The organism is Streptomyces parvulus (genome assembly GCF_014648855.1).
Lineage (GTDB): Bacteria > Actinomycetota > Actinomycetes > Streptomycetales > Streptomycetaceae > Streptomyces > Streptomyces parvulus.
The window spans coordinates 148,582-166,553 of the sequence record NZ_BMRX01000012.1; the positions used below are offsets into that span (position 1 = coordinate 148,582).

Annotated in this window: 12 protein-coding genes; 9 read left to right on the top strand and 3 right to left on the bottom strand. The window is 72.4% G+C overall.

The window, feature by feature from the left end:
* The first annotated feature begins 81 nt into the window (after positions 1-81).
* The 4 genes from IE108_RS24395 (at position 82) to IE108_RS24410 (ending at position 6,381) form a co-directional block, all read left to right on the top strand.
* On the top strand, positions 82-363 hold the full coding sequence (locus IE108_RS24395; RefSeq protein WP_064730025.1) for an acylphosphatase: 282 nt from the start codon (positions 82-84) through the stop codon (positions 361-363).
* 379 nt (positions 364-742) lie between these two features.
* Positions 743-955 (top strand): hypothetical protein, encoded by a 213-nt coding sequence (locus IE108_RS24400; RefSeq protein WP_064730026.1) that lies wholly within the window; start codon positions 743-745, stop codon positions 953-955.
* 262 nt (positions 956-1,217) lie between these two features.
* Positions 1,218-4,778 carry a chromosome segregation protein SMC gene (smc, locus tag IE108_RS24405; protein ID WP_064730027.1) on the top strand — a complete coding sequence of 1,187 codons (3,561 nt, stop codon included), beginning with the start codon at positions 1,218-1,220 and terminating at the stop codon, positions 4,776-4,778.
* A 277-nt stretch (positions 4,779-5,055) separates the two neighbouring features.
* A complete protein-coding gene (locus IE108_RS24410) occupies positions 5,056-6,381 on the top strand; it encodes a sugar porter family MFS transporter (RefSeq protein WP_229852334.1) in 1,326 nt (441 codons plus the stop codon).
* 123 nt (positions 6,382-6,504) lie between these two features.
* On the opposite strand, the gene IE108_RS24415 is transcribed toward IE108_RS24410, so the two are convergent.
* Positions 6,505-7,725: an FG-GAP-like repeat-containing protein gene (locus IE108_RS24415; RefSeq protein ID WP_064730029.1), complete on the bottom strand. Its 1,221-nt coding sequence runs from the start codon at positions 7,723-7,725 to the stop codon at positions 6,505-6,507.
* 161 nt (positions 7,726-7,886) lie between these two features.
* A complete protein-coding gene (locus IE108_RS24420; protein WP_064730030.1) occupies positions 7,887-9,338 on the bottom strand; it encodes a cytosine permease in 1,452 nt (483 codons plus the stop codon).
* Positions 9,339-9,514: 176 nt separating this feature from the next.
* On the opposite strand from IE108_RS24420, the gene ftsY reads away from it, so the two are divergent.
* Complete coding sequence (gene ftsY, locus IE108_RS24425) at positions 9,515-10,723, top strand: signal recognition particle-docking protein FtsY (protein WP_064730031.1); 1,209 nt, start codon at positions 9,515-9,517, stop codon at positions 10,721-10,723.
* Positions 10,724-10,825: 102 nt separating this feature from the next.
* Here the strand turns inward: ftsY and IE108_RS24430 are convergent, their stop codons facing one another.
* On the bottom strand, positions 10,826-11,497 hold the full coding sequence (locus IE108_RS24430) for a bifunctional DNA primase/polymerase (RefSeq protein WP_064730032.1): 672 nt from the start codon (positions 11,495-11,497) through the stop codon (positions 10,826-10,828).
* 446 nt (positions 11,498-11,943) lie between these two features.
* On the opposite strand from IE108_RS24430, the gene nsdA reads away from it, so the two are divergent.
* From nsdA to IE108_RS24450, 4 genes are all read left to right on the top strand, one after another.
* Positions 11,944-13,440: a transcriptional repressor NsdA gene (nsdA, locus tag IE108_RS24435; protein WP_064730033.1), complete on the top strand. Its 1,497-nt coding sequence runs from the start codon at positions 11,944-11,946 to the stop codon at positions 13,438-13,440.
* A gap of 315 nt (positions 13,441-13,755) precedes the next feature.
* The gene (locus IE108_RS24440) at positions 13,756-15,102 is read left to right on the top strand and encodes an ammonium transporter (protein ID WP_064730034.1); all 1,347 of its coding nucleotides are present in this window, start codon (positions 13,756-13,758) and stop codon (positions 15,100-15,102) included.
* Entirely contained in the window at positions 15,099-15,437 is a 339-nt protein-coding gene (locus IE108_RS24445; RefSeq protein ID WP_064730035.1) for a P-II family nitrogen regulator, read from the top strand. Before IE108_RS24440 ends, IE108_RS24445 begins: the two co-directional genes overlap by 4 nt.
* Positions 15,438-15,465: 28 nt before the next feature.
* A complete protein-coding gene (locus IE108_RS24450; RefSeq protein ID WP_064730036.1) occupies positions 15,466-17,922 on the top strand; it encodes a [protein-PII] uridylyltransferase in 2,457 nt (818 codons plus the stop codon).
* Positions 17,923-17,972: the final 50 nt, after the last annotated feature.

Consider the following 17,972-nt stretch of genomic DNA (forward strand, 5'->3'; position numbering starts at 1 on the left):
AGATTCATTGGGTCGGGACGGTACCGCATGACGCAAGGGGGTGAAGTGTCCGGCGAGACATTGACTGGTTAGGTTGCAGTCATGAGCGAGGATGTACGACTGGTCGCGTGGGTGCGCGGACAGGTCCAGGGCGTGGGTTTCCGCTGGTTCACGCGGGCCAGGGCGCTGGAACTCGGTGGCATGAGTGGTTTTGCTCTCAATCTGGCCGACGGCCGCGTCCAGGTGGTCGCGGAGGGGCCGCGCGAGCGCTGCGAGGGACTCCTCGACTGGCTGCACGGCGACGACACGCCCGGACGCGTGGACGGTGTCACCGAGATCTGGGACACACCGCGCGGCGGCTACGAGGGCTTCGCCATCCGCTGACGCCGCACCGGCCGAGGTCTCCCCGGCGGCCGGCGACACCCTGCCCGCAAGGGTGTCCGGAGCGAAAACGGGCAGGTGGTTGCCAAGAACGGCGCGCCGTGGGAGGCTCCGCAACCAGAATGATCGCCGCGCCCCGAGGGGCCCGCAGGAGTCGCAGCGCCGCCGCTTCCCGGCCGCGCGCCCCCGGGTGCCCGTCGATACGGGGCGTGATCGTGTTGACCGTCAAACTTTTTGGTGAGACGCTGAAAGCCCCGCGCACCTTAGCTGTTTGGCATGGTTGAACGGCAGTAAAAACTCCAAAGTGCCAAGCACCGCGGGTGCGAATCCCTCACGACCCACACCGCTTCGGTCGGTCACTCATTGTGGAGGACCATCCATCATGGCAAAGGCGCTTCTCGGTTACGTCGGCGGCTCCGACCCTCGACTCCTCGCCGAGATGCGACGGCTCCAGCAGCGCGTCCAGGACCTGGAATCCGAGCTCGGACGAATCCAGGCGGAGAACGACGTGCTGGCGGCTGCCGCTTCTCACGACAGGATCATGGAGAGCATGGAGAGCGTTGACGCACACCAGGCGGAGCCTGCGCTCACCTGATCACTGCATCGCTCCACGCACGGCACGCAGTGGTCGGGCCCGCCCGTACAGCCGCTAGGTGTCAGAGTCTGCAAGGGACGCTTCGGCGTCCCTTCTTTCTTTCCTGCCCCCGTCCCGGCGCCGGCGTCCCTCAGGACTTCCCTTCCCCGCGCATCCTTTCACCCTCTTCAACGTCTGATGTGCCCTGCACGTTCACCGGCGAAACCGCGGCGGTTCACCGGTTCATGGAGTGAGACATCCCCGAAAGGTAGAGTCCGGCGGCGTGCACCTGAAGGCCCTGACCCTGCGCGGGTTCAAATCGTTCGCCTCGGCGACCACGCTCCGGTTCGAGCCCGGCATCACCTGCGTCGTCGGCCCCAACGGCTCGGGCAAGTCCAACGTCGTCGACGCCCTCAGCTGGGTCATGGGTGAACAGGGCGCCAAGTCGCTGCGCGGCGGGAAGATGGAGGACGTCATCTTCGCCGGCACCACCGGCCGCCCGCCGCTCGGCCGGGCCGAGGTGTCGCTGACCATCGACAACTCCGACGGGGCGCTGCCCATCGAGTACGCCGAGGTCACCATCACGCGGATCATGTTCCGCAACGGCGGCAGCGAGTACCAGATCAACGGCGACACCTGCCGGCTCCTCGACATCCAGGAACTCCTGTCCGACTCCGGCATCGGCCGCGAGATGCACGTCATCGTCGGCCAGGGCCAGCTCGACTCCGTCCTGCACGCCGACCCGATGGGCCGCCGCGCCTTCATCGAAGAGGCGGCGGGCGTCCTCAAGCACCGCAAGCGCAAGGAGAAGGCGCTCAGGAAACTGGACGCGATGCAGGCCAACCTCGCGCGCGTGCAGGACCTCACCGACGAACTGCGCCGCCAGCTCAAGCCGCTGGGCCGGCAGGCCGCCGTCGCGCGCCGCGCCGCCGTCATCCAGGCCGACCTGCGGGACGCGCGCCTCCGGCTCCTCGCCGACGACCTCGTACGGATGCGCGAGGCGCTCCAGACCGAGATCGCAGACGAGGCCGCCCTCAAGGAGCGCAAGGAGTCCGCCGAACGGGAGCTGGGCAGGGCGCTGCGCCGCGAGGCCGACCTGGAGGACGAGGTCCGGCGGCTGACCCCGCGCCTGCAGCGCGCCCAGCAGACCTGGTACGAGCTGTCGCAGCTCGCCGAGCGGGTGCGGGGCACCGTCTCGCTGGCCGAGGCCCGGGTCAAGAGCGCCACCTCCGCGCCCCCCGAGGAACGCCGCGGCCGCGACCCGGAGGAACTGGAGCGCGAGGCGGCCCGGGTCCGCGAACAGGAGGCGGAACTCGAAGCGGCGCTGGAGGCCGCCGAGCACGCCCTGGAGGACACCGTCGCCCACCGCGCGGACCTCGAACGCGAGCTGGCCCAGGAGGAGCGCCGCCTCAAGGACGCCGCGCGAGCCATCGCCGACCGCCGCGAGGGGCTGGCCCGGCTCAGCGGCCAGGTCGGCGCCGCCCGGTCGCGCGCCGCCTCCGCGCAGGCCGAGATCGAGCGGCTGGCCGAGGCCCGCGACGAGTCCCGGGAACGCGCCGCCGCCGCTCAGGAGGAGTACGAGACCCTCCAGACCGAGGTCGACGGGCTCGACGCCGGCGACCGGGAACTCGCCGAGCGGCACGACGCCGCGAAGCGCGGGCTCGCCGAGGCGGAGGCCGCGCTGGGCGCCGCCCGGGAGGCGGCCACCGTGGCGGAGCGGGAGCGTGCGGCGACGCGGGCCCGCCGCGAGGCGCTGGCCCTCGGACTGCGCCGCAAGGACGGCACCGGGGCCGTACTCGCCGCGCGGGACCGGCTCACCGGTCTGCTGGGGCCCGCCGCCGAACTGCTCACCGTGACGCCGGGTCACGAGGTCGCGCTGGCCGCCGCCTTCGGTGCCGCCGCCGACGCGCTCGCCGTCACCTCCCCCGCGGCCGCCGCCGACGCCATCCGCCTGCTGCGCAAGCAGGACGCCGGGCGGGCCGCTCTGCTGCTCGCCGGCGGCCCCGACGACGTACCGGAGGAAGCACGCGCCGACGGGGCGCCGTACGCCGCCGACCTCGTGCGCGGCCCGTCCGATCTGATGCCCGCCGTGCGGCGGCTGCTGCGGGGGATCGTCGTCGTCGCCACCCTGGAGGACGCCGAGGACCTCGTCTACGCCCGGCCCGCGCTGACCGCGGTGACCGCCGACGGCGACCTGCTCGGCGCGCACTTCGCCCAGGGCGGGTCCGCCGGTGCGCCCAGCCTCCTGGAGGTGCAGGCGTCCGTGGACCGGGCCGCAGCCGAGCTGGAGGAGCTGGCCGTGCGCTGCGAGGAGCTGGCCGGTGCGCAGGACGCCGCGGTGGCGCGGCGCCGGGAGTGCGCCGCGCTCGTCGAGGAGCTGGGGGAGCGGCGCCGCGCCGCCGACCGGGAGAAGTCCTCCGTCGCCCAGCAGCTCGGCCGGCTCGCGGGCCAGGCGCGGGGCGCCGCCGGTGAGGCCGAGCGGTCCGAGGCGGCGGCGGCGCGGGCGCAGGAGGCGCTGGACAAGGCGCTGCTGGACGTCGAGGAGCTGGCCGAGCGGTTGGCCGTCGCCGAGGAGATGCCGGTCGAGGAGGAGCCGGACACCTCCGCGCGCGACCGGCTCGCCGCCGACGGCGCCAACGCCCGCCAGACCGAGATGGAGGCCCGCCTCCAGGTCCGTACGCACGAGGAACGGGTCAAGGGCCTCGCGGGCCGCGCCGACTCCCTGGACCGCGCCGCCCGCGCCGAACGCGAGGCACGCGCGCGTGCCGAGCAGCGCCGGGCCAGGCTCCGCCACGAGGCGGCCGTCGCCGAGGCGGTCGCCGCCGGCGCCCGGCAGCTGCTCGCCCACGTCGAGGTCTCGCTCACCCGTGCCGACGAGGAGCGCGCCGTCGCGGAGGCGGCGAAGGCCCGGCGCGAGCGGGAACTGACCGCCGAGCGCACCGCGGGGCGCGACCTCAAGGCGGAGCTGGACAAGTTGACGGATTCGGTTCACCGCGGGGAGGTACTCGGCGCCGAGAAACGGCTGCGCATCGAGCAGCTGGAGACGAAGGCGCTGGAGGAACTCGGTGTGGAACCCGCGGGGCTCGCCGCCGAGTACGGCCCCCATCAGGAGGTGCCGCCCTCGCCCCCCGCCGAGGGCGAGGTGCTCCCGGAGGATCCCGGGCATCCGCGCAACCTGCCCCGGCCCTTCGTCCGCGTCGAGCAGGAGAAGCGGCTGAGGGCAGCCGAACGCGCCTACCAGCAGCTGGGCAAGGTCAATCCGCTGGCCCTGGAGGAGTTCGCGGCGCTGGAGGAGCGCCACCAGTTCCTCAGCGAGCAGCTGGAGGACCTGAAGAAGACCCGCACCGACCTGCTCCAGGTCGTCAAGGAGGTCGACGAGCGCGTCGAACAGGTCTTCACCGAGGCCTTCCGGGACACGGCCCGCGAGTTCGAGGGCGTGTTCAGCAGGCTTTTCCCGGGCGGTGAGGGCAGGCTGATCCTGACCGACCCCGACAACATGCTCACCACGGGCGTGGACGTCGAGGCGCGGCCGCCGGGGAAGAAGGTCAAGCGGCTCTCCCTGCTGTCCGGCGGGGAGCGTTCGCTGACCGCGGTGGCGATGCTGGTGTCGATCTTCAAGGCCAGGCCCAGTCCGTTCTACGTCATGGATGAGGTCGAGGCGGCGCTCGACGACACCAACCTCCAGCGGCTGATCCGGATCATGCAGGAGCTCCAGGAGGCCTCGCAGCTGATCGTCATCACCCACCAGAAGCGGACGATGGAGGTCGCCGACGCGCTGTACGGCGTATCGATGCAGGGCGACGGTGTGTCGAAGGTCATCAGCCAGCGGCTGCGGCAGCCCTGACCTCAGTTGCTTTAACTCTTGAACACGCAGTGCCCATACTCGCCTCAAAACTCACAACACTCGCCCTATTGACTTCGATACTTGAAGGCATAGTCTCTGCAACGTTGCTTTTACCTTCAGGTTCCTTTCGAGGTACCGGAAGGGCGATCCACCCCCGGCGGCGTTGCCGGAAGCCCGAGGAGTTCACGTGTCCCGCACACAGGCAGGCAGTCCAGGAGCCAGGACGGCTCATCCCGATCATCTCGGGCACGTCATCTTCATCGCGGCGGCGGCCGCGATGGGCGGTTTCCTCTTCGGTTACGACAGCTCCGTGATCAACGGCGCGGTCGAGGCGATCCGGGACCGCTACGACGTCGGTTCCGCGGTCCTGGCCCAGGTGATCGCGATCGCGCTGATCGGCTGTGCGATCGGTGCCGCCACCGCCGGCCGGATCGCGGACCGGATCGGGCGTATCCGGTGCATGCAGATCGCGGCGGTGCTGTTCACGGTCAGCGCCATCGGTTCGGCGCTGCCGTTCGCGCTGTGGGATCTCGCCATGTGGCGGGTCATCGGCGGTTTCGCCATCGGTATGGCCTCGGTGATCGGCCCGGCCTACATCGCCGAGGTGTCCCCGCCCGCCTACCGCGGCCGGCTCGGCTCCTTCCAGCAGGCCGCGATCGTCATCGGTATCGCGGTGTCGCAGCTGGTCAACTGGGGTCTGCTGAACGCCGCCGGGGGTGACCAGCGCGGTGAGCTGATGGGCCTGGAGGCCTGGCAGATCATGCTCGGCGTCATGGTCGTCCCGGCCGTCCTGTACGGCCTGCTGTCCTTCGCCATCCCCGAGTCCCCGCGCTTCCTGATCTCGGTCGGCAAGCACGAGCGGGCCAAGAAGATCCTCGAAGAGGTCGAGGGCAGCGACGTGGACTTCGACGCCCGCGTCGCCGAGATCGAGCAGGCGATGCACCGCGAGGAGAAGTCCTCCTTCAAGGACCTGCTCGGCGGCAGCTTCTTCTTCAAGCCGATCGTCTGGGTCGGCATCGGCCTCTCGGTCTTCCAGCAGTTCGTCGGCATCAACGTCGCGTTCTACTACTCCTCGACGCTGTGGCAGTCGGTCGGCGTCGACCCCACCGACTCCTTCTTCTACTCGTTCACGACGTCGATCATCAACATCGTCGGCACCGTGATCGCGATGATCTTCGTGGACCGCGTCGGCCGCAGGCCGCTGGCCCTGATCGGCTCGGTCGGCATGGTGATCGGTCTGGCGCTGGAGGCCTGGGCCTTCTCCTTCGACCTGGTCGACGGCAAGCTCCCGGCCACCCAGGGCTGGGTCGCCCTGATCGCCGCTCACGTGTTCGTGCTCTTCTTCGCCCTGTCCTGGGGTGTCGTCGTCTGGGTCTTCCTCGGCGAGATGTTCCCCAACCGCATCCGCGCCGCCGCCCTGGGCGTGGCCGCCTCCGCGCAGTGGATCGCCAACTGGGCCATCACGGCGAGCTTCCCGTCGCTGGCCGACTGGAACCTGTCCGGCACGTACGTGATCTACACGATCTTCGCCGCGCTCTCCATCCCCTTCGTCCTGAAGTTCGTGAAGGAGACCAAGGGCAAGGCCCTGGAGGAAATGGGCTGACGCCCTCCCCGAGCCGGGGAGAAGGGCCAAGTCCCCGCTGCCCCTCTCCTCGTGAAGTCCGCCGCCCCCGTCCGGTCGATGCCCGGACGGGGGCGGCGGTGTCCCGGGCCCGGCCCGCGGTGCTCAGCAGAACTCGCCGAGCCCGTCCCAGTTCCCGTCGGTGCGCTCGCCGGCGGCCAGGCGCCCGTCACCCAGCCCGGCGTAGGTGACCAGGGAGCCGGGTGAGTCCGCGTAGCCGTCCTGGAGGCGCCCGTTGGTCACGGCGGCGAGGTCGGGGCGCCCGTCGCCGGAGAAGTCGCCGACCGCCACCAGGTCCGTCATGGCGTTCCAGCCGCCGGCGCCGACCAGGACGCGGCCGCCGAGGGCGCCGGAGCGGCCGGGGTAGAGCCAGAGCTTCCCGGTGGACGACTCCCGGGCGTAGAGGTCGGGGCGCCCGTCGCCGTTCACGTCGCCCGCGCCGGTGAGGGCGTTCATGGCGTTCCAGCCGCCGGTCCCGACGAGGCGGCGGGACCCGAGGGCGCCGGTGGAGGTGCCCGGGTAGAGGTACAGCCTGCCGGTGGACTTCTCGACGGCGGCCAGGTCGGAGCGGCCGTCGCCGGTCAGGTCACCGAGAGCGGTGATCCCGTTCATCCCGTTCCAGCCGCCCTTGCCGATCAGCTTGCGGGCACCGAGGCCGCCGCTGCCGGTGCCCGGGTAGAGCCACAGCCTGCCCGTGGCGGCCTCGCGGGCGACGACGTCCTCGCGGCCGTCGCGGCTGAAGTCGCCGTGCCGGGTCAGGGCGTTCATGGCGTTCCAGCCGCCCGTACCGATGAGCCGGCCGGTGCCGTCGCCCGGCGCGAGCCACAGCCGGCCGGCCTTGTCCCGGGCGACCACGTCGGCCCTGCGGTCGCCGTTCAGGTCGCCGAAGCCCGCCGCTCTGGGAGACGTCGCCGAGGCCCACCACGGGTAGGCCGTCTCGGCACACTCCCGCTCGGTGCGGACGAACTTGACCGAGCTGGTCGAACCGGAGAGGCCCTCGTAGTACACCTCGTAGGGCTTGGCGGGCTCCTCGGCCCAGTAGCCGCCCGACGCGTCGTAGTTCTTCTCGTCGTAGAGGCAGACGAAGTACGACGAACGGTTGGTGTACGAGCGGACCTTGCCGTCCCAGCTCCCCAGGTCCGCGACGCTCTTGGTCAGCTTGCGCAGCGGGCCGGTGACGGTCGGATTCGACCAGACGCAGAAGTAGCCCTCGGGGCAGTCCTCCACGGCCGCGACCGCCGGCGTGGCGGCGACGCTCGTCAGCCCGGTGCCCGCGAGCACGAGCCCCGCGATCGCCGCCAGGCTTCGTCTGAGGCGGTGTCCCATCTGCTGTCTCCCCTCCCCTTGACCGGCCGGTGCGCCGATCAGCGCGCACTGTACTCCGGACGGTGATCCACTCGCTCACCCGTTCGCCCGGATCCGGAGACGCCGACGCCCCCTGCACCGGGCGGCGGTGGAGGGGGCGTCGGACCGCTCGGGCCCGCCGTTCAGACGGTCACGGACTCCGGGCGCTCGGCCGGGGTCCCGGCCGGCGCCGGGACGACCACGGCCGGCTTCGGCAGGACGACGTACAGCAGGCCCGAGACGACGATCGTGGCGACCCAGCCCAGGCCGTACTCGCCGATGAGGTTGTTGGCGGCGAGGGGGCCGGTGAACCAGTCGGAGGTGGTGAACGCCAGGCCCGCGGCGAGGCCCACCGCCCAGGCGGCGACGGCCGCGGGGGAGAAGCCGCCGCGGTACCAGTAGGCGCTGGTGCGGCCGGTGTCGGCCAGCGCCTCGCCGTCGTACTCCCGGCGGCGCAGCATGTCCGCGCCGAACACGCCGACCCAGGCCGAGAAGGCCACCGCGAGCAGCGACAGGAAGGCGATGAAGGAGCCCATGAAGCTGGTGGCGACCAGCATCAGCACGCCGCCGAAGATCAGCGAGATCACGGCGTTGACCGAGACCGCCCAGTGGCGCGGGACCGTGAAGCCCAGGGTCTGGGCGGTGAAGCCCGCGGAGTACATGGACATCGAGTTGATCAGCAGCATGCCGATCAGCGCGATGACCAGGTACGGCACCGCGATCCAGGTCGGGAGGATCTCACCCAGGAAGGAGACCGGGTCGGAGGCCGAGGCCAGGTCCGGCGTCGAGACGGCCATGATCATGCCCATCAGCACCATGGGCAGGACCACGATGCCGGCGCCGCCGACGGTCACGCCCACGATCCCCTTGGACGAGGCGGTGCGCGGCAGGTAGCGCGTGAAGTCGGGGGCGGAGGGGATCCAGCTCACGCCGCCCGCGGCGATGAGACCGACGCCGGTGATCATCGCGGCCACCGTGCCGGCGGGCCGGTCGAAGACGGCGGACCAGTCGGTGTCGACGACGAGGTAGCCGAGGACCAGCACCGAGAAGGCGCCGAAGAGGTACGTGGCGTACTTGTTGCACTTCTGGACCGCGTTGATCCCCAGCCCCGAGATCGCGAACGTCGCCACGACGAAGGCGAGCAGCGTCACCATGTCCAGCACGCTGTTGGCGCGGACGCCGAACACGATGTCGAGGACGGTGAGCACCGCGTACGCCCCGGTCACCGCGTTGATCGTCTCCCAGCCCCAGCGGGCGACCCAGATCAGCGAACCCGGCAGCAGGTTCCCGCGCTGTCCGAACACGGCCCGCGAAAGCGCCATGCCCGGAGCCCCGCCGCGCTTGCCCGCGATGCCGATCAGCCCGACCAGCCCGTACGACACGACCGGCGCGGCGGCCGCGACCACCAGCGCCTGCCAGAAGTTGAGGCGGTAGGCCACGACGAGGCTCGCGCCCATCGTGAGCAGCAGCACGCTGATGTTGGCGCCGACCCAGGTCGGGAACAGCTCTCGGATCCGGGCGGTGCGCTCGTGGTCGGGCACCTGCTCGATGCCGCGTGTTTCCAGGGCGCCGTCGTTCTCGGCGGTCTTGCTCATGTGGGGGGTCCGTGCCTCGATCGTGGGAGAAGAGGGGGCGGTCGGGACTCTACGCGCGTTGACGCGGCCTCTTCCACCGTACTTTGGTCCGACTCCTTCCCCACAGGGCCCTTTGTCCTTTGGAGGAAGTGACAAGGGGGGTGTCCCCGGAGCCCATGACTGATACTGGACGCGTTATGGAAATCGTCATCCTTGCTGTAGTCATCGCCGTGGTCGTGATCGGCGCGCTCGGCGGGCTGCTCGTGGGCTCGCGTCGCAAGAAGCAGCTGCCTCCGCCACCGCCCGCCACGCCCGACATCACCGCCCCTCCGGCCGAGCCGCACGTCGGCGACGAGGCCGAGACGCCGCGCGACGAAACGCGCCGGACGATAGAGGAGGTCGACCTCCCGGACGGCGGCACCGCCACCGTCGAGGAGCCGCCCGTCGTCGAAGAGCTCGAGATCCCGCAGATCGAGGTTCCCGAGCCCACCGCCGGCCGACTGGTCCGGCTCCGTGCCCGCCTCTCCCGCTCGCAGAACGCCCTCGGCCAGGGCCTGCTCACCCTGCTCTCGCGGGAGCACCTCGACGACGACACCTGGGAGGAGATCGAGGACACGCTGCTCACCGCCGACGTCGGCGTGCAGCCCACCCAGGAACTGGTCGAGCGGCTGCGCGAGCGCGTGAAGGTGCTCGGCACCCGCACCCCCGACGAGCTGCGCGGCCTGCTGCGCGAAGAACTGATCAACCTCGTCGGCCCCGACATGGACCGCGAGGTCAAGACCGAGCCGCCGAACAGCAAGCCCGGCATCGTGATGGTCGTCGGGGTCAACGGCACCGGCAAGACCACCACCACCGGCAAGCTCGCCCGCGTTCTGGTCGCCGACGGCCGCAGCGTGGTGCTCGGCGCCGCGGACACCTTCCGCGCCGCCGCCGCCGACCAGCTCCAGACCTGGGGCGAGCGCGTCGGCGCCCACACCGTGCGCGGCCCGGAGGGCGGCGACCCGGCCTCCGTCGCCTTCGACGCGGTCAAGGAGGGCAAGGAGATCGGCTCGGACGTCGTGCTCATCGACACCGCAGGCCGCCTGCACACCAAGACCGGCCTCATGGACGAGCTGGGCAAGGTCAAGCGCGTCGTGGAGAAGCACGCCCCGCTGGACGAGGTGCTGCTCGTCCTCGACGCCACCACCGGTCAGAACGGGCTGATCCAGGCCCGGGTCTTCGCCGAGGTCGTCGACATCACCGGCATCGTGCTCACCAAGCTGGACGGCACGGCCAAGGGCGGCATCGTGGTCGCCGTGCAGCGCGAGCTGGGGGTGCCGGTCAAGCTGATCGGGCTCGGCGAGGGCGCGGACGACCTGGCGCCGTTCGAGCCCGCGGCCTTCGTGGACGCCCTCATCGGAGAGTGACCCGCCGCGGCGCGCGGGAGCGCGCCGACCCTGCCGCACGCGAGCGCCCGCCCCCGGATCCGACCGGGGAGCGGGCGCTTCGCCGCAGGGGGGATCCGTCCCTTACGCCCGTGAACGATGGGCCACGTACGCCAGCGTCCCCAGCAGCAGCCGGGCCGCCGGCGGCCTGGTCGCCGAGTCCAGGTCCGGGTGGCGCAGCCAGCGCACCGGGCCCCGGCCGCCGCGGTCGGAGGGCGGGGCCGTGATGTGCGTACCGCCGCCGAGGCCGCGCAGGTCGAGGGCGGACGGGTCGTCCCAGCCCAGCCGGTAGAGAAGCCGGGGCAGTTCGGCGGCGGCGCCGGGGGCGACGAAGAACTGGGCGCGGCCCTCGGGGGTCGCCGCGACCGGGCCGAGCGGGAGGCCCATGCGCTCCAGCCGGGTCAGCGCCCGCAGCCCGGCCGCCTCGGCGACCTCGATCACGTCGAAGCTCCGTCCGACCGGCAGCATCACCGCGGCGCCCGGGAACTGCGCCCAGGCCTCGCTCGCGCCGTCCAGCGTCGCCCCGGCGGGCACGCGCGGCGCGAAGTCCAGCGGGTGCGCGCCCGGCGCCGGGCAGTCGGAGCGGCCGCACGAACAGGCGCCCGCCGCGGTCCGGGCGCCGGGCACCACGTCCCAGCCCCACAGTCCGGTGAACTCGGCCACTACGGTGCACTCGGAGGCGCGGCCCCGACGGCGCGCGCCGGACCGGGTCTCGCGCATGCCCCGACTGCTGCCGATGCCGATCGTGAAGCCCATGCCCCCTCCAACGGGTCCGACGCAGCGGCGGTTACGCAGCGGACGTGAAACGTGACTCTCTGCTTCCAACTCCCCAGCGGGACGCGGAATAGGCGGCTTCCGGAAGCACTCCGGGGTGGTGTGCCCGACGGCACGCGCCCCGGTGTGCACCCTCGCACCGACTCCCGGTTGGCCTATGTCAAGTGAATCGCGTACCGCCCGGGGGGAGTTCATTCGAAGGGGTGGCGAATGGTGGCGATTCCGCGATCGCCATGGCTGGACGAGTGATCGTAGGACTACTTTGTGTGCATGGAGCCGTGGGGCACATGCACTCGTGGGTATGCCGGAGGCAACGCGGCTTTCCGTTCGAAGGGTGGCAACCGCCGGACGGAGGGCCCCAACCACCGGCATTCTGTTAGGGCTTGGCGCACACGGCGACAGGTGGTCTCAGGGATGGGGGCGTTCCAGTGAGCGGCAACGGCGGAAGCGGTACGAGCGCGGGAAGCGCGTCGCACGCTGACAAGCGCCCGAACGAGCTGCTCACCTCGTGGTTCGCCCGCAGCGGCTGGTCCAAGGGGGAACTGGCCCGCCAGGTCAACCGCCGCGCCCGTCAGCTGGGCGCCAACCACATCTCCACCGACACCTCCCGGGTCCGCCGCTGGCTCGACGGCGAGAACCCGCGCGAGCCGATCCCGCGCATCCTCTCCGAGCTGTTCTCCGAGCGTTTCGGCGTCGTCGTCTCCGTCGAGGACCTGGGGCTGCGCTCCACCCGCCCCACGCCCTCCGCGACCGGAGTCGACCTGCCCTGGACGGGCCCGCAGACCGTGGCCCTGCTCAGCGAGTTCTCGCGCAGCGACCTCATGCTGGCGCGGCGCGGCTTCCTCGGGAGCTCGCTGGCCCTCTCCGCGGGCCCGTCCCTCATCGAGCCCATGCAGCGCTGGCTCGTCCCCGCGCCGGCCGCCACCCCCGGCGCGGGCCGCGAGCCCGCACCCGCCTCCCGCGCGCGGGGGAGGCTGTCCCGCCCCGAGCTGGAGCTGCTCGAGTCCACCGCGGTGATGTTCCGCCGCTGGGACGCCCAGTGCGGCGGCGGGCTGCGCCGCAAGGCGGTGGTCGGCCAGCTGCACGAGGTCACCGACCTGCTCCAGGAGCCCCAGACCGAGACCACCCGCGCCAAGCTGTTCAAGGTCGCCGCCGAGCTGGCCGAGCTGGCCGGCTGGATGTCGTACGACGTCGGCTTACAGCCCACCGCGCAGAAGTACTTCGTGCTGGCCCTGCACGCCGCCAAAGAGGCGGGGGACCGGCCGCTCGGCTCGTACATCCTCTCCAGCATGAGCCGCCAGATGATCCACCTCGGCCGGCCCGACGACGCCCTGGAGCTGGTTCACCTCGCGCAGTACGGCAGCCGGGACTGCGCCAGCCCCCGCACCCAGTCGATGCTCTACGCGATGGAGGCCCGCGCCTACGCCAACATGGGGCAGCCCGGCCGCTGCAAGCGCGCCGTGCGCATGGCCGAGGACACCTTCGCCGAGGCCGACGAGTGGGACGAGCCCGATCCCGACTGGATCCGCTTCTTCTCCGAGGCCGAGCTGTACGGCGAGAACAGCCACTCCTTCCGCGACCTCGCCTACGTCGCCGGCCGCAGCCCCGCCTACGCCTCCCTGGCCGATCCGCTGATGCGCCGGGCCGTGGAGCTGTTCGCCGAGGACGACGAGCACCAGCGCTCCTACGCGCTGAACCTGATCGGCATGGCCACCGTGCACCTGCTGCGCCGCGAACCCGAGGCCAGCACCGGCCTGGCCGTCGAAGCCATGGGCATCGCCAAGAAGGTCCGCTCCGAACGCGTCAACACCCGCATCCGCAAGACCGTCGACACGGCCGTACGCGATTTCGGCGACCTCGGCGAGATCATCGACCTCACCGAGCGCCTCGCGGTCGAGCTGCCGGAGACCGCAGAGGCGGTGTGATCCCCACCGACCCCGGCCGCGGCCGGCCCTCCCGAACTGCCCGACTCGGCTCCCCCATGCCAGGTCATTCGGAGGCCGCCGCGGCCGGCCCACGTCCCGGTGCGGGACGTCGCGCCACGATAACGACGGCCCGGCCCCGCATCCGGCGGTTCACCCACGCGTAACACTCCCGGTGCCTTCGTCACGGCGGCGAAACAACGGGGGGCGTCGACCGAAACCGCGCTGCGTCAATGTCTTGGCGCATAACAGGCCCGCCCCTCAGTCCCGCCCAGGCCTTCGCCCGCACGGGGCCGTACCAACGACGAGGAGACGCCGATGGCTCCAGCCATCACGCTTGCCGCAGAGACGGAGCTCTCTGCCGCCAACACAGGCTTCATGCTCATCTGCTCCGCCCTGGTGATGCTCATGACGCCGGCCCTCGCCTTCTTCTACGGAGGCATGGTCCGCGTCAAGAGCACCCTGAACATGCTGATGATGAGCTTCATCAGCCTCGGCATCGTCACCGTCCTGTGGGTGCTGTACGGCTTCTCCATGGCGTTCGGCACCGACACCGGCGGCGTCGTCGGCTGGAACTCCGGCTGGGTCGGCCTCAGCGACATCGGGCTGACGCAGCTGTGGGACGGCTACACCATCCCCGTCTTCGTCTTCCTGGTCTTCCAGCTGATGTTCGCGGTGCTCACCCCCGCCCTGATCAGCGGCGCCCTCGCGGACCGGGTCAAGTTCACCGCCTGGGCGCTGTTCATCGCGCTGTGGGTCACCGTCGTCTACTTCCCGGTCGCGCACTGGGTCTGGGGCGCCGGCGGCTGGGCCTTCGAGCTGGGCGTGATCGACTTCGCGGGCGGCACGGCCGTGCACATCAACGCCGGCGCGGCGGCCCTCGGCGTGATCCTGGTGATCGGCAAGCGGGTGGGCTTCAAGAAGGACCCGATGCGCCCGCACAGCCTGCCGCTGGTCATGCTCGGCGCGGGCCTGCTGTGGTTCGGCTGGTTCGGCTTCAACGCCGGCTCCTGGCTCGGCAACGACGACGGCGTGGGCGTGCTGATGTTCGTCAACACGCAGGTCGCCACGGGCGCCGCCGTCCTCGGCTGGCTCGCCTACGAGAAGATCCGGCACGGCGCCTTCACCACCCTGGGCGCGGCCTCCGGCGCCGTCTCCGGCCTGGTCGCCATCACCCCGGCGGGCGGCGCGGTCTCCCCGCTCGGCGCGATCGCCGTCGGTCTCGTCGCCGGTGTGGTGTGCGCCATGGCCGTCGGCCTGAAGTACCGGTTCGGCTACGACGACTCCCTCGACGTGGTCGGCGTCCACCTCGTCGGCGGCATCCTCGGCTCGCTGCTCGTCGGCCTCTTCGCCACCGGCAAGGGCCAGTCCGACGTCGAGGGCCTGTTCTACGGCGGCGGCCTGGACCAGTTCTGGAAGCAGTGCGCCGGTGTCTTCGGGGTGCTCGCCTACTCCCTGGTCGTCTCTGCCATCCTCGCTCTCATCCTGCACAAGACCATCGGCATGCGGGTGCCGGAGGACGACGAGGTGACCGGCATCGACCAGGCCGAACACGCCGAGACCGCATACGACTTCAGCGGCGCCGGCGGCGGTGCCGCCCGGACCGCCGGCTCCTCGGCCGCCCCGCCGGCCGCGCAGACCGCGAGCAAGAAGGTGGACGCATGAAGCTCATCACCGCCGTCGTCAAGCCGCACCGGCTCGACGAGATCAAGGAGGCCCTCCAGGCCTTCGGCGTGCACGGCCTGACCGTCACCGAGGCCAGCGGCTACGGCCGCCAGCGCGGCCACACCGAGGTCTACCGGGGCGCCGAGTACACCGTCGACCTGGTGCCCAAGATCCGCATCGAGGTGCTGGTCGAGGACGACGACGCCGACCAGCTCGTCGAGGTCGTGGTCAAGGCGGCCCGCACCGGCAAGATCGGCGACGGCAAGGTGTGGTCGGTCCCGGTCGACACGGCCGTACGGGTCCGGACCGGCGAGCGCGGTCCCGACGCCCTCTGACGCGGGAAACCAGAACAGGAGTCGCCGGGTGACGAGTACGGACGTGACGAAAGAAGAAGAGGACTCGGGACCCGGCGGCTACGCGGCGGCCCGGCTGCGCCTCCTCACCGAGGGGACGCGGTCCGGGCCGCCGCGCCGTACCGCCCTCGCCGGACTGACCGACGACTGGCTGTCCGGTCTCTTCGACGCGGGCACCGGCGGGGCGGGCCGGGGCGTCTCGCTCGTCGCCGTCGGCGGCTACGGGCGCGGCGAGCTGTCTCCGCGCAGCGACCTCGACCTGCTCCTGCTGCACGACGGGAGCGACGAGAAGGCGGTCGCCGCCCTCGCCGACCGCCTCTGGTATCCCGTCTGGGACCTCGGCCTCGACCTCGACCACTCCGTACGCACCCCGGCACAGGCCCGGAAGACCGCCGGGGAGGATCTGAAGGTCCAGCTCGGCCTCCTGGACGCCCGCCACCTCGCCGGAGACCTCGGCCTGACCGCCTCCCTGCGCACCGCGGTCCTCGCCGACTGGCGCAACCAGGCCCCCAAGCGCCTCCCCGAACTCCGCGACCTGTGCGCGGAGCGCGCCGAGCGCCAGGGCGAGCTGCGGTTCCTGCTCGAACCCGACCTCAAGGAGGCCAGGGGCGGCCTGCGCGACGCCACCGCGCTGCGCGCCGTCGCCGCGTCCTGGCTGGCCGACGCCCCGCGCGAGGGCCTCGCCGACGCCCGGCGCCGGCTGCTCGACGTACGCGACGCGCTGCACCTGGCGACCGGGAGGGCCACCGACCGGCTGGCCCTCCAGGAGCAGGACCAGGTGGCCGCCGAGCTGGGCCTGCTGGACGCCGACACCCTGCTGCGGCAGGTGTACGAGGCGGCGCGGGTCGTCTCGTACGCCGGTGACGTCACCTGGCGCGAGGTGGGGCGGGTGCTGCGCTCGCGCTCGGTGCGGCCGCGGCTGCGGGCCATGCTGGGCGGCGGGAAGCCGGTGCCCGAGCGCTCCCCGCTCGCCGAGGGCGTCGTGGAGCACGACGGCGAGGCGGTGCTCGCGCGCACCGCCCGGCCCGAACGCGATCCCGTGCTCCCGCTGCGTGCCGCTGCGGCCGCCGCGCAGGCCGGGCTCCCGCTCTCCCTGCACGCCGTCCGCCGCCTCGCGGCCACCACCCGGCCGCTGCCCACGCCCTGGCCCGCGGAGGCCCGCGAGCAACTGGTGACCCTGCTGGGCTCCGGGCGGCCCACCGTGCAGGTCTGGGAGGCGCTGGAGGCCGAGGGCCTGGTCACCCGGCTGCTGCCCGACTGGGAGCGGGTGCGCTGCCGCCCGCAGCGCAACGCCGTGCACCTGTGGACCGTCGACCGGCACCTGATCGAGACCGCCGTCCGCGCCTCGGAGTTCACCCGCCGCGTGCACCGCCCCGACCTGCTCCTGGTCGCCGCGCTGCTGCACGACATCGGCAAGGGCTGGCCGGGCGACCACTCGGTGGCCGGGGAGACCATCGCCCGGGACGTGGCCGCCCGCATCGGCTTCGACCGCGCGGACGCGGCCGTCCTCGCCACCCTCGTCCGCCACCACCTGCTGCTCGTGGAGACCGCCACCCGGCGCGACCTCGACGATCCGGCCACCGTGCGCGCGGTCGCCGACGCCGTCGGCGCGGAGCACACCCTGGAGCTGCTGCACGCGCTGACCGAGGCGGACGCGCTGGCCACCGGTCCCGCCGCCTGGTCGTCCTGGCGCGGCTCACTCGTCGCCGACCTGGTGAAACGGGTCTCGGCGGTCCTGGCGGGCGACGCGCCGGCCGAACCCGAGGCCGCCGCGCCCACCGCCGAGCAGGAGCGGCTCGCCGTCGAGGCGTACCGCACGGGCGGGCCGGTGCTGGCGCTGCGGGCCCAGACCGAGCCGCCCGCCGACCCGGACTCGGCCGCCGGTCCCGAGCCGCTCGGCGTGGAACTGCTGATCGCCGTGCCCGACCAGGAGGGCGTGCTCCCCGCCGTCGCCGGGGTCCTGGCCATGCACCGGCTGACCGTCCGCACGGCGGAGCTGCGGTCCCTGCCCCTGCCGGACGGCGTCGAGGGCTCCGTCCTGCTCCTCGACTGGCGGGTCGCCGCCGAGTACGGCTCGCTGCCCCAGGCCGCCCGGCTCCGCGCCGACCTGGTCAGAGCCCTGGACGGCACCCTGGACATCGCCGCCCGGCTCGCCGAGCGGGACGCCGCCCATCCGCGGCGCCGGGGTGTCGAGCCGCCGCCGCCCCGGGTGACCGTCGCCCCGGCGGCGTCCCGGCTGGCCACGGTGATCGAGGTCCGCGCCCAGGACGCGCCCGGCCTGCTGTTCCGGCTCGGGCGGGCGCTGGAGACGGCCGGCGTGCGGGTGCGCAGCGCGCACGCCTCGACCCTGGGCTCGAACGCGGTGGACGCCTTCTACGTCACCGGCCCGGAGGGGGCGCCGCTGCCGGGGGAGGAGGCGGGGGACGTGGCGCGGACCCTGGAGGAGGCGCTTCGGGGCCGTCGCTGAGCCGGCGGCCATCGGAATGCGGCGGGCGGGGACGAATGTCCTGCCGGGCC

Bases quoted from the DNA above. Each gene is read 5' to 3' on its own strand.
- IE108_RS24420 (WP_064730030.1), bottom strand. From the start codon at position 9,338: ATGAGCAAGACCGCCGAGAACGACGGCGCCCTGGAAACACGCGGCATC.
- IE108_RS24395 (WP_064730025.1), top strand. From the start codon at position 82: ATGAGCGAGGATGTACGACTGGTCGCGTGGGTGCGCGGACAGGTCCAG.
- IE108_RS24440 (WP_064730034.1), top strand. From the start codon at position 13,756: ATGGCTCCAGCCATCACGCTTGCCGCAGAGACGGAGCTCTCTGCCGCC.
- ftsY (WP_064730031.1), top strand. From the start codon at position 9,515: ATGGAAATCGTCATCCTTGCTGTAGTCATCGCCGTGGTCGTGATCGGC.
- IE108_RS24410 (WP_229852334.1), top strand. From the start codon at position 5,056: ATGGGCGGTTTCCTCTTCGGTTACGACAGCTCCGTGATCAACGGCGCG.
- IE108_RS24415 (WP_064730029.1), bottom strand. From the start codon at position 7,725: ATGGGACACCGCCTCAGACGAAGCCTGGCGGCGATCGCGGGGCTCGTG.
- IE108_RS24430 (WP_064730032.1), bottom strand. From the start codon at position 11,497: ATGGGCTTCACGATCGGCATCGGCAGCAGTCGGGGCATGCGCGAGACC.
- IE108_RS24445 (WP_064730035.1), top strand. From the start codon at position 15,099: ATGAAGCTCATCACCGCCGTCGTCAAGCCGCACCGGCTCGACGAGATC.
- IE108_RS24400 (WP_064730026.1), top strand. From the start codon at position 743: ATGGCAAAGGCGCTTCTCGGTTACGTCGGCGGCTCCGACCCTCGACTC.